The organism is Streptomyces sp. NPDC020965 (assembly GCF_044333555.1).
Classification (GTDB): Bacteria; Actinomycetota; Actinomycetes; order Streptomycetales; family Streptomycetaceae; genus Streptomyces.
This window is the reverse complement of sequence record NZ_JBIRRE010000001.1, coordinates 512947-526616: the sequence shown is the minus strand read 5'-3', so window position 1 is coordinate 526616 and position 13670 is coordinate 512947. Positions and strand designations below refer to the sequence as shown.

Sequence of the window (13670 nt, the reverse complement as noted above, 5' to 3'; positions counted from 1 at the left end):
GTGCGGATGCATCACTTCCGGGTGAACCGCCAACGGGTCTGGCCGTAGGGCCGCTTGGCGAATCCGAACGCCGTGCGCGGTTCCACGCGGTAGACCAGGGCGGGCCCGCCGTCGCCCACGAACCGGCCGTCACGGACCTCGAAGGTCCACTCGGGGCCGTATTTCGTGACATAGGCGTCAGCGAGGGCGCGCAGTCGCGTCTCGTCCGACACCAGCGCGGCCGTGCCCTCGATCACCAGGTCGAGGCCCTCGTTGAGGGCGTTGTTCCCGGTGGTGAGGACGATCTCGGGATTCTCCCTGAGGTTCTTGGCCTTGCGTTCCTGGGCGCCGGTACAGAAGTGCACCCCGCCATCGTGCCAGACGATGATCAACGGGGTTACATGTGGGCGGCAGTTGGGCCGCACGGTCGTCAGCCAGGCGATCTCGGCGGCCGTCAGCAGGGCGACCGCATCGGACCACTCCGACGCCGTGGCCTCCTCTTCGCTGTAGCGGGTGTCCAGCTCCGTGCGCGGGTTCATGAGCGATGTCCCTTCGTGGCGTCGCGGCCCGCCCGCCCCGGTCGTGCCGGTGGCGGGCCGCCGTGAGGGGTGACCGTACGGACGGCCGATACTCATCGATCCGCCGCCGATCGGTCGGGTCCGACGCGCGTCCCTGCGACTAGGCTCGATCCCGGACCTTGATCACGGCACGAACGGGAGACTGCGGAATGACGGCCGCGCCGGGACGCAGAAGCAGCACCTTCACACGGCTGCTGCGACACGGCTTCACCGATCCCGGTGGCGCCGAGCGGCTCCTCGACCTCCCCGCCATGTCCTCCGTACGGGCCGATCCGCTGCTCCTGGAGGCCCTCGGCGCCACCGCCGACCCCGATCTGGCGCTGCGCGGACTCGTCCGGCTGGCGGAGGCCCAAGAGGCGGACGATCCGCGCGCGCTGCTGGACACCCTCGTCACCGTGAAACCCCTGCGGGACCGGCTCCTCGGCGTCCTCGGCGCGTCCGAGGCGCTCGGTGACCACCTCGCCCGCCACCCGGGCGACTGGCGGGCGCTCGCCACCTACGAGGCGGTGGACCTGCACCCCGGGGTCCCCGAGTTCGAACGCTGCCTCGCCGACGGTACCGATCCCGTCACGCTGCGCGTCGCCTACCGGCGCTGTCTGCTCTCCATCGCGGCCCGCGACGTCTGCGGCACGATCGACGTCGCCGAGACCGCCGCCGAACTGGCCGACCTCGCGACCGCCACCCTGCGCGCCGCGCTCGCGATCGCCCGGACGGCCGCGCCCGAGGACGCGGGCCGGTGCCGGCTCGCCGTCATCGCCCTGGGCAAGTGCGGCGGCCACGAGCTGAACTACGTCTCCGACGTCGATGTCGTCTTCGTCGCCGAACCGGCCGGCGGCGCCGACGAGAACGCCGCCCTCCAGGCCGCCACCCGGCTCGCCTCCCACCTGATGCGGATCTGCTCCGAGACGACCGTCGAGGGCACCATCTGGCCGGTGGACGCCAATCTGCGCCCCGAGGGACGGAACGGCCCGCTGGTCCGCACCCTCTCCAGCCATCTCGCCTACTACCAGCGCTGGGCGAAGACCTGGGAGTTCCAGGCGCTGCTGAAGGCACGGGCCGTGGCCGGCGAACCGGCGCTCGGCGCGGAGTACATCGAGGCCGTCTCCCCGCTGGTCTGGCAGGCCGCCGAGCGGGAGAACTTCGTCGCCGACGTCCAGAAGATGCGGCGCCGCGTCATCGAGAACATCCCCGCCACCGAGATCGAACGGGAACTGAAGCTCGGCCCCGGGGGGCTGCGGGACGTCGAGTTCGCCGTCCAGCTCCTCCAGCTCGTGCACGGCCGCAACGACGCGACCCTGCGCAGCGGCAGCACCCTGGAGGCCCTCCAGGCGCTCGCGTCGGGCGGCTACGTCGGCCGGGTGGACGCCGCCCAGTTCGACCAGGCGTACCGCTTCCTGCGGGCCATGGAGCACCGCATCCAGCTCTACCGGCTGCGGCGCACCCACCTCGTCCCGGAGGGCGAGGAGGACCAGCGGCGGCTCGGCCGCTCCCTCGGCCTCCGCACGGAACCGGTCGCCGAGCTGAACCGGCAGTGGCGGCGGCACGCCTCCGTCGTACGGCGGCTGCACGAGAAGCTCTTCTACCGGCCGCTGCTCGACGCCGTCGCCCAGCTCGGCCCCGGCGAGACCCGGCTCAGCCCCAAGGCGGCCGGCGAGCGGCTGGAGGCACTCGGCTACAACGACCCGGCCGCCGCGCTGCGCCATCTGGAGGCACTCGCCTCCGGGGTCAGCCGGAAGGCCGCGATCCAGCGGACCCTGCTGCCGGTGCTGCTCGGCTGGTTCGCCGATTCGGCGGACCCCGACGCGGGGCTGCTCGGCTTCCGCAAGGTGTCCGACGCGCTCGGCAAGACGCCCTGGTACCTGCGGCTGCTGCGGGACGAGGGCGCGGCGGCGGAGAATCTGGCCCGGGTGTTGTCGGCGGGCCGGCTCGCCCCCGATCTGCTGCTGCGGGCGCCCGAGGCCGTCGCCATCCTGGGCGACCCCGGCGGGCTGAAGCCGCGCGGCCGGAACCATCTGGAGCCGGAGATCCTGGCGGCGGTCGGCCGCGCGGAGACCGCCGAAGGCGCGGTCGCCTCGGCCCGTGGGGTCCGCCGGCGTGAGCTCTTCCGCACCGCCGCCGCCGATCTGATCGGCACCTACGGCACGGAGTACAGCCCCGCCCTGGCGGACCCGGGCATCCTGGTCGACCAGGTCGGCAACGCGATCACCGACCTGAATGCGGCGACGATCGCGGGCGCGGTCCGGGCCGCCGTACGGGAGCGCTGGGGTGATGAGTTGCCGACCCGGTTCGCGGTGATCGGCATGGGCCGCTTCGGCGGCCACGAGCTGGCGTACGGATCCGACGCGGACGTCGTCTTCGTCCACGAGCCGCGCGAGGGCGTGGCCGCCGAGGAGGCGGCCCAGGCCGCGAACGCGGTGATCACCGAGGTGCGGCGGCTGCTCCAACTGCCCACCGCCGATCCGCCGCTGGCCATCGACGCCGACCTGCGGCCGGAGGGCAAGAGCGGCCCGATGGTGCGGACCCTCGCGTCGTACGAGGCGTACTACCGGCGCTGGTCGGTGGTGTGGGAGAGCCAGGCCCTGCTGCGGGCCGAACCGATGGCGGGCGACCCCGAACTGGGCGCCCGGTTCATTGACCTGATCAACCCGCTGCGCTACCCCGCCGAGGGGCTCGGCGAGGACGCCGTACGCGAGATCCGCCGGCTGAAGGCCCGCATGGAGACCGAACGGATGCCGCGCGGCGCCGATCCGACGCTCCACACCAAGCTGGGCCGGGGCGGGCTGAGCGACGTCGAGTGGACGGTCCAGCTCCTCCAACTGCGCCACGCCTACGCGGAGCCGAGCCTACGCACGACCCGCACCCGCCAGGCGCTCTCCGCCGCGCACGCGGCGGGCCTGATCGACACGGAGGACGCGCAGACCCTCGACGAGGCGTGGGTGCTGGCCACCCGGGTCCGCAACGGCGTGATGCTGGTACGGGGCCGGGCGGGGGACACCTTCCCGTCGGACGGCCGCGAGCTGGCGGCGGTGGGCCGCTACCTCGGGTACGGGCCGGGCCACGTCGGGGACATGCTGGACGACTACCGGCGGATCACCCGGCGCGCGCGGGCGGTGGTGGAGACCCTGTTCTACGGCGCGTAGGGCGCGACGAGGACCCCGGGCGAGGGCCCGCGCCGCCCGCGCTCGGCCGGGGCATACGAGTGGGCCGGGCCGTCACCGGGCCCGGCCCACCGACCCGGACGGACTACTGGGGCTTGAAGGAGCGGATCTGATAGCCGCCCTGGAGGTTGCCGCCCTGGTTGTTCAGGGTGGAGCCGACGCGGGACTGGTGGTTGGGCTGGGTGTAGTACTGCTTGCGGTGGCCGCTGAAGTTCCATACCGACTTCACCGTTTGACCGCGCTGGATGAAGCCGCAGTAGTCGGCGGTGTTGCTCACGGAACGCGCGCTTGAGGCGCACACCTCCCCGGTGCCGTTCCAGTCGCTGTAGATGCAGAATTGCCCGCCGCCACAGCTGGGATAGGCGACGGTCTTGGGTTCCGCGGTCGCGGTGGGCGCGGCCGTGAAGGCGGCTGTCAGGGCGATCGAGGCGACCGCCAGTGAAGTGAATCGGCGTATGGACATGGAGCTTCCCCTCGTCCGATCGGATTCCCGCCACCCGAGCGGGCGGGCGGGGTGCGGAGTCGTCCGTGGTCCCGGTCCGTGGTGGTGGGGCACTCGGGACCATGAGGTGAACGGACGCGCTCGGAGGGTGGGCTCTCCCGGGCGGTGGCCGGACCGGGTGGCCGCCGCATGGCGCTCGGCCGCTCACTCGGTCTCCATGGATCACCCACACCTGGGCGTGCCCCGTTCCCCCGATCCGAGGCGCGCCCTTCTTGTCCCTTTCAGGATGGGCTCCGTCCGGATGGGCCGTCGATAGCACTCGACGCACAGACCGTTGTCTCTCCGTGCACCGGGCGGGCGACGCTCGCCGACCCCGGTATGCCGTACGGCCGTGCCCGGTGGTCGCCGTCCGCGCAGCCCTCAGCGGGGCAGGGGAGAAGCCTCAGCGAGGGAGGGGTGGGGGGAGGGAAAGACGGGAGAGAAGGCGCAGGGCGCCCCGCGCGGGCCCGGGCCGGAGGTCGTCACGCCTTCGTCGGCCAGCGGCGCTTACGCTCCGGGTCCCGTACCGGCACCTTCGGGAGGTGGTGCGGGAGGGACTGGTACCAGGCGTAGGAGAGGGCGAAGCCGAAGGCGAGGCAGATCACGCCGCCCACCGCGTCCAGCCAGAAGTGGTTCGCCGTCGCGACGATCACGACCAGGGTCGCCGCGGGGTAGAGCAGTCCCAGGATCTTCGCCCAGGGCGCCGCGGCCAGGGCCGCGATGATCAGGCCGCACCAGAGCGACCAACCTATGTGCATCGACGGCATCGCCGCGTACTGGTTGGACATGTTCTTGAGGTCGCCCGAGGCCATCGAACCCCAGGTCTCGTGGACCAGCACCGTGTCGATGAAGTCGAGGTGGGTCATGAGGCGCGGCGGTGCGAGCGGGTAGAGGTAGTAGCCGACCAGAGCCACGCCGGTGGTGGCGAAGAGGACCAGCCGGGCCGCCGCGTAGCGGCCCGGGTGCCAGCGGTACAGCCACACCAGGACGCCGATCGTCACGATGAAGTGCAGGGTGGCGTAGTAGTAGTTCATCGAGACGATCAGCCATTCGACCGAGTTCACGGTGTGATTCACCGAGTGCTCGAACGCCAGGCCCATCGACTTCTCGATGTCCCAGATCCAGTCCGCGTTCTTCACGGCCTGGGCCTTCTGCTCCGGCACCGCGTTACGGATCATGGAGTAGATCCAGTAGCTCACCGCGATCAGCAGGATCTCGAACCAGATCCGCGGGCGGCGGGGTGAGCGCAGTTCCAGGAAGCGTTCGCGCCGCGAACGGGACGAACGAGGCGAATCGGACACCTCGTCCGTGGTGGGTGATGGTGTGGCCGTTCGGCCTTCCAGTGTCTTCACGGTCGTCTCACCCATGTGACGAGAGTCTGCCAGATCCACGCCCACCCACCGATCATCCCTCGGTCCCGTTCCCGCCGCACCCGGTCCACCTTACGGAGGACGGGGCGGCGGCAGGCGGCGGAGTCAGGAACGGGTTCCGGCGCCGGGGCCGGACGCCGTCGAGCCCCGGACCACCAGTTCGGGCATGAAGACGAACTCGCCGTACGTCGGCGCGGACGTCTCCTGCCCCCTAGGGGACGGATCGCCCTGGATCTCCTCCAGCAGGGTCCGCACCGCCGCCTGGCCCATCGCCGGGACCGGCTTGCGGACCGTCGTCAGCGGGGGATCGGTGAAGGCGATCAGCGGGGAGTCGTCGAAGCCGACCACCGAGATGTCGTCCGGCACCTCCAGGCCGCGCTGTCGCGCCGCCCGGATCGCGCCCAGCGCCATCATGTCGCTGGCGCACACCACCGCCGTACAGCCCCGGTCCATCAGTGCGGACGCCGCGGCCTGGCCGCCCTCCAGGGTGTACAGAGAGTGCTGGATCAACTCCGTCTCGATCACCTTGGCGTCCAGGCCGAGCTGCTCCCCGACCACCCGGACGAAGCCCTCGATCTTCCGCAGCACCGGCACGAACCGCCGGGGGCCCAGCGCCAGGCCGATCCGGGTGTGCCCCAGCGACACCAGATGTGTCACCGCCAACTGCATCGCCGCCCGGTCGTCCGGGGAGATGAACGGCGCCCGGACCTTCGGTGAGTAGCCGTCCACCAGCACGAACGGCACGCCCTGGCCCCGTAGCCGCTCATAGCGCTGGGTGTCCGCCGTGGTGTCCGCGTGCAGTCCGGAGACGAAGATGATCCCGGCGACGCCCCGGTCCACCAGCATCTCGGTCAGCTCGTCCTCCGTGGATCCGCCGGGGGTCTGGGTGGCGAGGATCGGCGTATAGCCCTGCCGGGTCAGCGCCTGCCCGATGACCTGCGCCAGCGCCGGGAATATCGGGTTCTCCAGCTCCGGGGTGATCAGCCCCACCAGTCCCGCGCTGCGCTGGCGCAGCCGTACCGGCCGCTCATAGCCGAGGACGTCGAGCGCGGCCAGTACCGACTGGCGGGTGGTCGCGGCGACGCCGGGCTTTCCGTTGAGGACCCGGCTCACCGTCGCTTCGCTGACCCCCGCCTGAGCCGCTATGTCTGCCAATCGTGCGGGTGCGGTCACAGGAGGGGACTGTACCGGGCGCATCTCAGACTGCCCACCAGACACCGGTCTCGCCGGGGACGCGCACCGAGCCGCCGCCGAACTCCAGCGCGGCGGACGAGATCAGCGGCCGGCCCGGCACCGGGAATTCGACCTCGGACGCCAGGGTGTTCAGGGTGCAGACCAGTCCGGGGCGGCGCAGGACCAGCGTCCCCTCCGGGCCGGCCAGCCACTCCATCGTGCCGTCGCCGAGACCCGGCAGCTCCTTGCGGAGCGCGATGGCCGAGCGGTACAGCTCCAGGGTGGAGCGCGCGTCGCCGGTCTGCGCCTCGACCGAGAGGCCCTGCCAGGACGCGGGCTGCGGCAGCCAGCTCCCGCCGGGGCCGAACCCGTACGGCGCGTCCGTGCCCGACCAGGGCAGCGGCACCCGGCAGCCGTCCCGCATCCCGTCCTGGCCGTCACCCCGGAAGAAGGCGGGGTCCTGGCGGGCGCCGTCCGGCAGCTCCTCGACCTCCGGCAGCCCCAACTCCTCGCCCTGGTAGACGTAGGCCGAGCCGGGCAGGGCCAGGGTGAGCAGCGCGGCGGCCCGCGCCCGGCGCAGACCCGTCGCGCCGCCGCCGTACCGGGTGGTGTGGCGCACGACGTCGTGGTTGGAGAGGACCCAGGTGGTGGGCGCGCCCACGGAGGCCGTCGCGGCCAGCGACTCGTCGATGACCCGCCGCATCGCCGCCGCGTCCCAGTCGCACGTCAGGAACTGGAAGTTGAACGCCTGGTGCAGTTCGTCGGGGCGGACGTAGAGCGCCAGCCGCTCCGAGGTCGGCGCCCACGCCTCGGCGACGCCGATCCGCTGGCCCTCGTACTCGTCGAGCAGGGTGCGCCAGGAGCGGTGGATCTCGTGGACGCCGTCCTGGTCGAAGAAGGGCAGCACCTGCGCGCCGATCAGCTTCGCCTGTTCGCTGAGGCCGATGTCCGGCAGCCCGGCGGCCTTGACCATGCCGTGCGCCACGTCGATACGGAATCCGTCGACGCCCAGGTCGAGCCAGAACCGCAGGATCGACTCGAACTCCTCGCGGACGGCGGGCTGGTCCCAGTTGAGGTCGGGCTGTTCGGGCGCGAAGAGGTGCAGGTACCAGTCGCCGGCGCCGGTGCGGGTCCAGGCCGGCCCGCCGAAGACCGACTCCCAGTCGTTGGGCGGCAGCTCGCCGTCCGCGCCCTTGCCGGGGCGGAAGTGGTACAGCTCGCGCTCCGGGCCCCCGGCCAGCGCGGACTGGAACCAGGCGTGCTGGTCGGAGGTGTGGTTGGGCACCACGTCGACGATGACCCGCAGGCCGAGCCGGTGGGCCTCGCGCACCAGCTCGTCCGCGTCCGACAGATCGCCGAACAGCGGGTCCACCGCCCGGTAGTCGGCCACGTCGTAGCCGCCGTCCGCCTGCGGGGAGGCGTAGAACGGGGTCAGCCAGACGGCGTCGACCCCCAGGTCGGCCAGGTACGGCAGCCGGCCGCGGACGCCCCGCAGATCGCCGACGCCGTCCCCGTCGCTGTCGGCGAAGGAGCGCACATACACCTGGTAGATGACGGCGTCCCGCCACCAGCCCGCCGAGGACGCGGCGGACTGGTCACGGAAGGTGGGAGCGAGCTCCTGGGTCATGTGCGTTCCCTTGTAAGTCGTCACATAAGTTGTCGTGCTGTTACGTATGGGGATGATTCCCCCGTATCGGCTGATCGACGCACGCCGGCCGGAGCGAGGTGCACCCCGCCCGGAGCGAGGTGCCCCCGGCCGGAGAGGCGACGCGCGCCCGGTCGGCGTCAGCCCTTGGTGCCGCCGGCGGTCAGCCCGGCCACCAGGTGCTTCTGCGCGAAGAAGAACAGCAGCCCGGCCGGAATCATGATCAGCACGGAGGACGCGGTCATCAGCCCCCACTCCGCCCGGTGCGGGCCGACGAAGGTCTGCAACCCGACGGCGAGGGTGTACTTGGACTCACTGCTCATGAACGAGGTCGCGAACGCCACCTCGCCCCACGCGGTGAGGAAGGTGTAGAAGGCGGTCACCGCGAGACCCGGCCGCGCGAGCGGCACGATCAGCCGCCAGAAGGTGCCGAACGGCGTCAGCCCGTCCACCCGGCCCGATTCGTCGATCTCGACCGGGATGGTGTCGAAGTACCCCTTGAGCATCCAGGCACAGAACGGCACGGACACCGAGCAGTAGGTGATGATCAGGCCGCCGTAGCTGTCCAGCAGGCCCAGGGTGCCCAGGATGTTGTAGAGCGGCACGATCAGCACCGCCACCGGGAACATCTGGCAGACCAGGAACGTCCACATCAGCGATTTGTGCCCGGGGAACCGCATGCGGGAGACCGCGTACCCGGCGCTCGCCGAGATCAGCACGCCCACCAGCATCGTGCCGGCCGCGATGAGGGCCGAGTTCATCAGCCAGGTCAGGAACTCCGTGTCACCCAGCACATGGCGGTAGTTGGAGAGCGTGAACCCCTCCATCTCCATGGGGTGGGTCCAGCCGTTCTCACCGCGGATCGAGACCAGCAGGATGAAGACGATGGGGAAGAGGGCGATGATCGACGCCACGATCAGGGTCGCGTGCAGGGCGACGGACGTGGCGCGGGACCGCTGCCCCCGCTGTCGTACGCGTACGGTGCTCACTTGGCTGCCTCCTGACGCTTGAGCATTCCGCGGTAGAAGACGGTGAAGACCAGGAGCAGCGAGAGGATCACGATGCCGTACGAGGCGGAGCCCGCGAAGTCCCGTACGCCCTGGAAGGCCAGCCGGTAGGCGTAGGTCACGAGGATCTCGCTCTCGGTGCCACCGGCCTGCCCGATCACCAGATAGATGATCGGGAACATGTTGAAGGTCCAGATGGTGCCCAGCAGCACGATGGTGGAGCTGATCGGCCGCAGACCGGGCATCGTCACGTTCCAGAACCGCTGCCAGGGCGATGCGCCGTCCATCTCGGCGGCCTCGTGGAGTTCGCGCGGGATGGACTGGAGGCCGCCGAGGATGGCGACCATCATGAACGGCACCCCGAGCCAGGTGTTCACCGCGATGACCGACAGCTTCTGGATGAACGGGTCGCCGAGCCAGTCGACCGGCCCCATGCCGACCTTGGCGAGCAGCTCGTTGAACACCCCGTTGTTGGAGTTGTACATGAGCTTCCAGGCGAAGGCGGCGACGAACGCCGGGACCGCCCACGGCAGGATCAGCAGCACCCGGTACATCGACCGGCCGCGCATGTTCCGGTTGAGCAGCAGCGCCAGTCCGAGCCCGATGGTGTAGTGCAGCACCACACAGCTCGCGGTCCAGACGACCGTCCACATCAGCCGGGGATAGAACGACCCCTCCTTGCCGGAGAGGATGTTCCAGTAGTTGTCGAGCCCGACGAACTGGTACGTCGCCGGGACGCTGAAGTCACCGATCGTGCGGCCGATGTTGGCCTCGTTGGCGTCGGTGAACGAGAGATAGATACCGCGGCCCAGCGGATAGCCGACGAGCACCGCGAGAACGATCACCACGGGCAGGACCATGGCCCACGCGTACCAGTGGGTGGCGAAGGACCGTTTGGTCCTGACTATGAGGGTGCTCATCTCTCTCCGTACGGGGGTGGGACACGGGGGACCGGTCCGGCCGGCTGGACGCGTCGGACCCGGCCGCCCCGCGGACGGTGGATCCGTCAGCCGGCCGGACCGGCGACTGGGGGCCTCGGGGAAGGGCCCACGAGGTCCTGGGAATGCCCCGGGAGCCCCTGGGAGGTCCGGGGGGCTCCCGGGGGGCTCCCGGGTGCGGCCTCAGCCGATCTTGTAGTCCTTGAGGAGCTTGGAGTTCCAGTCCTCGGCCAGCGCGTCCAGACCCTTCTGCGGGGAGACGTCACCGCGCAGGATCTTCACGTAGTGCTGGTCGAAGGCGACGAAGAGGTCACCGACGCCGGGGATCACCGGGCGGGTCTTCGCGACGGTCAGCGCCTGCTGGAACGCCTTCTTCGCCGGGTCGGCCGTGACCGCGGCGGTGTAGGCGGACTTCCGCGTCGGCAGGGTGTTGATCTCCTTGGCGGTCAGCTCCTGGCTCTTCGCCGACGCCATGAACTTCAGGAACAGGTACGAAGCGTCCTTGTTCTTGGAGCCGCGGTAGACCGAGTAGTTGTGGCCGCCGATGGGGGCCGCGGCCTTGCCGGTGGCGCCGGCCGGGATGCCGGTGATGCCCAGGTTGGCCTTGTCCTTGAACGCCTTGCCGCCGTAGCTGTCGGAGACCGACCACGGGCCGTTGATCACCATGGCGATCTTGCCGTCCTTGAACGACGTCTGGGCCGCGACGTAACCATCGGTGGAGGCGGGCTTGAGGGCGACGTCGGGCCGGGCCAGCTTGAGCGCGGTCTCCATGCCCTTGACGGCCTCGGGGGAGTTCACGGTGATCTTCTGGGCGTCGACGTCGAGCATGTCGCCGCCCTCGCCGTAGAGGAACGGCAGCGAGAAGTAGCCCTCGGGGTTGAGCTGGGTGCCGGTGATACCGGTCTTCGCCTTGATGGTCTTGGCGGTCGCGATGAACTCGTCCCAGGTGGCCGGGGGCTTGGTGATGCCCGCCCGCTTGAAGATCTCCTTGTTGTAGAGGAGACCCAGGGTGTCGGTCACCTGCGGGACGCCGACCGTCTCGTCCTTCCACTTCGCGGTGGCGAGCGGGCCGGGGAGGAAGTCGGCGGCGCCGTCCAGCGCGGGGGTGCCGTCGAGGGGCTGGAGGTAGCCGAGGTTGGCGAAACCGGCCGACCAGCCCACATCGGTACGGATCACATCGGGGGCGCCCTTGCCCGACTGGGCGGCGGTCTTGAACTTCTGCTCGGCCTGGTCGAAGGAGACCGAGGTCCGGGTCACCCGGATCTTCGGGTACTCGTCCTGGAACGCCTTGACGAGCTTGTCGTACGTCGGCCCCTCGGCCTCGTTCGAGGTGTCCCACCAGGTGATGGACCCGCTCACGCTCCCCGGGTCCTCGGCGGCCTTCTTGCCGCTGCTGTCGCCGCCGCCGCTGTCGCCGCCGCAGGCGGTGGCGGTCAGAGCCAGTACGCCCGCTATCGCGGCGACCGTGGTGCCCCTGCGCATCATGAACTCCTCATTGAGGTCAGGCCCTGCCTGTCCTCGGGCGGGGCTGCTGCTGCGGCGTGAAGCTAACAGTGTTGCAAGACTTTGCGAAAGGCCTTGCAGAAAGAAAATGGCAAGATTTCGATGTTGTGACCTCCCTGTGTCCTGCTGATGTCCTGCGTATGTCCGGGGGCTTGACCGCTGGTCAGTGCTGCTCCTACGGTCTGCGCCAGACAGTTCTTGCCGGATACCGCCGTTGCGTGAGGGTGGTTCTGCAAGAACCGGCAGAAACGTTCAAGGGCCTTTCCAGGCATGACGCGTTGTCTCGCGAGGCCACTTCCCCCGCCCGTGCACAGTGCTGTGCAAGGAGGAGATATGGCCAGCAGACCCCTGGCCGCCGTACTCGCCCTGGTGGCGGGCGCGGCGGTCGCCGTCACGGCGCCCACCGGCGTCGCGCAGGCGGCACCGCCCGGCACGAAGGACGTGACCGCCGTCCTCTTCGAATGGCGCTTCGACTCGGTCGCCCGCGCCTGCACCGATCAGCTCGGGCCGGCCGGCTACGGCTACGTCCAGGTGTCCCCGCCCCAGGAACACATCCAGGGCGCCCAGTGGTGGACCTCGTACCAGCCCGTCAGCTACAAGATCGCCGGCCGGCTCGGCGACCGGGCCGCCTTCGCCCGGATGGTGAACACCTGCCACGCGGCGGGGGTGAAGGTCGTCGCCGACGCGGTGATCAACCACATGGCGGCCGGGGACGGCACCGGCACCGGTGGGTCGTCGTACACGAAGTACACCTACCCCGGCATCTACTCGGGCTTCGACCTGGACGACTGCCGGGCCCCCATCCAGAACTACCGGGACCGCTGGAACGTCCAGCACTGCGAACTGGTCGGGCTCGCGGATCTGGACACCGGTGAGGAGTACGTACGGGGGCGGATCGCCGGCTACCTCAACGATCTGCTCTCGCTCGGCGTCGACGGTTTCCGGATCGACGCGGCCAAGCACATGCCCGCCGCCGACCTCGCCGCCATCAAGTCCCGGCTGACCAGGCCCGACGTCTACTGGAAGCAGGAGGCGATACACGGCGACGGCGAGGCCGTCGCACCGGCCGAATACCTCGGCAACGGAGATGTCCAGGAGTTCCGGTACGCCCGCGACCTCAAGCGGGTCCTCCAGCGCGAGAACCTCGCCTATCTGAAGAACTTCGGCGAGGGCTGGGGCCATCTGCCCACCGGAAAGGCGGGCGTCTTCGTCGACAACCACGACACCGAGCGCGGCGGCGACACCCTCAGCTACAAGGACGGCGCCGACTACACACTCGCCAACGTCTTCATGCTGGCCTGGCCGTACGGGGCACCCGATGTGCACTCCGGCTACGAGTGGACCGACAAGGACGCCGGCCCGCCGAACGGCGGTCGGGTGGACGCCTGTTGGGTCGACGGTTGGAAGTGTCAGCACGCCTGGCGGGAGATCTCCTCGATGGTCGCGTTCCGGAACACGGCGCGCGGTGAGGCGGTCGGCCACTGGTGGGACAACGGCGGCGACCAGATCGCCTTCGGCCGGGGCACCAAGGCGTACACCGTCATCAACCACGAGCCGTCGTCACTGACCCGGACGTTCCAGACCGGGCTGCCCGCCGGGGGGTACTGCGATGTGCAGTCCGGCCGGTCGGTGACGGTGGACGGCGCGGGCCGGTTCACGGCGGCGCTCGGGCCGAAGACGGCGGTGGCGCTGCACGTGGGGGCGCGTAGCTGTACCTGAGGACCTGAGGACCTGAGGACCTGAGGACCTGAGGACCTGAGGACCTGAGGACCTGAGGACCTGAGGACCTGAGGACCTGAGGACCGGTTTCTCAGGCCCCCGTACTTCCGTCCGTCTCC

Annotated in this window: 9 protein-coding genes and 1 pseudogene; 2 read left to right on the top strand and 8 right to left on the bottom strand. The window is 70.3% G+C overall.

The features are described 5' to 3' along the window. Positions 1 to 11: 11 nt before the first annotated feature. The gene (locus tag ACH4S7_RS02245; protein WP_398519139.1) at positions 12 to 518 is read right to left on the bottom strand and encodes a pyridoxamine 5'-phosphate oxidase family protein; all 507 of its coding nucleotides are present in this window, start codon (positions 516 to 518) and stop codon (positions 12 to 14) included. Positions 519 to 706: 188 nt separating this feature from the next. On the opposite strand from ACH4S7_RS02245, the gene ACH4S7_RS02240 reads away from it, so the two are divergent. Beyond that, a complete protein-coding gene (locus ACH4S7_RS02240) occupies positions 707 to 3697 on the top strand; it encodes a bifunctional [glutamine synthetase] adenylyltransferase/[glutamine synthetase]-adenylyl-L-tyrosine phosphorylase (RefSeq protein ID WP_398519138.1) in 2991 nt (996 codons plus the stop codon). 103 nt (positions 3698 to 3800) lie between these two features. On the opposite strand, the gene ACH4S7_RS02235 is transcribed toward ACH4S7_RS02240, so the two are convergent. The 7 genes from ACH4S7_RS02235 to ACH4S7_RS02205 form a co-directional block, all read right to left on the bottom strand. Then, positions 3801 to 4172, bottom strand: a complete 372-nt coding sequence (locus ACH4S7_RS02235) for a peptidase inhibitor family I36 protein (protein WP_398520001.1) — start codon at positions 4170 to 4172, stop codon at positions 3801 to 3803. A 506-nt stretch (positions 4173 to 4678) separates the two neighbouring features. Continuing rightward, complete coding sequence (locus ACH4S7_RS02230; RefSeq protein WP_398519137.1) at positions 4679 to 5563, bottom strand: phosphatase PAP2 family protein; 885 nt, start codon at positions 5561 to 5563, stop codon at positions 4679 to 4681. A 108-nt stretch (positions 5564 to 5671) separates the two neighbouring features. Next, positions 5672 to 6763: a LacI family DNA-binding transcriptional regulator gene (locus tag ACH4S7_RS02225; protein WP_398519136.1), complete on the bottom strand. Its 1092-nt coding sequence runs from the start codon at positions 6761 to 6763 to the stop codon at positions 5672 to 5674. Between the two features lies 1 nt (position 6764). Further along, complete coding sequence (locus ACH4S7_RS02220) at positions 6765 to 8366, bottom strand: glycoside hydrolase family 13 protein (RefSeq protein WP_398519135.1); 1602 nt, start codon at positions 8364 to 8366, stop codon at positions 6765 to 6767. Between the two features lie 158 nt (positions 8367 to 8524). Next, complete coding sequence (locus tag ACH4S7_RS02215; protein ID WP_398519134.1) at positions 8525 to 9373, bottom strand: sugar ABC transporter permease; 849 nt, start codon at positions 9371 to 9373, stop codon at positions 8525 to 8527. Further along, positions 9370 to 10311: a carbohydrate ABC transporter permease gene (locus tag ACH4S7_RS02210; protein WP_398519133.1), complete on the bottom strand. Its 942-nt coding sequence runs from the start codon at positions 10309 to 10311 to the stop codon at positions 9370 to 9372. Before ACH4S7_RS02210 ends, ACH4S7_RS02215 begins: the two co-directional genes overlap by 4 nt. A 201-nt stretch (positions 10312 to 10512) precedes the next feature. Further along, a complete protein-coding gene (locus ACH4S7_RS02205) occupies positions 10513 to 11811 on the bottom strand; it encodes an extracellular solute-binding protein (RefSeq protein WP_398519132.1) in 1299 nt (432 codons plus the stop codon). A gap of 354 nt (positions 11812 to 12165) precedes the next feature. On the opposite strand from ACH4S7_RS02205, the pseudogene ACH4S7_RS02200 reads away from it, so the two are divergent. Beyond that, positions 12166 to 13545 (top strand): annotated as a pseudogene (locus tag ACH4S7_RS02200) (alpha-amylase family protein); the annotation flags it as partial. Positions 13546 to 13670: the final 125 nt, after the last annotated feature.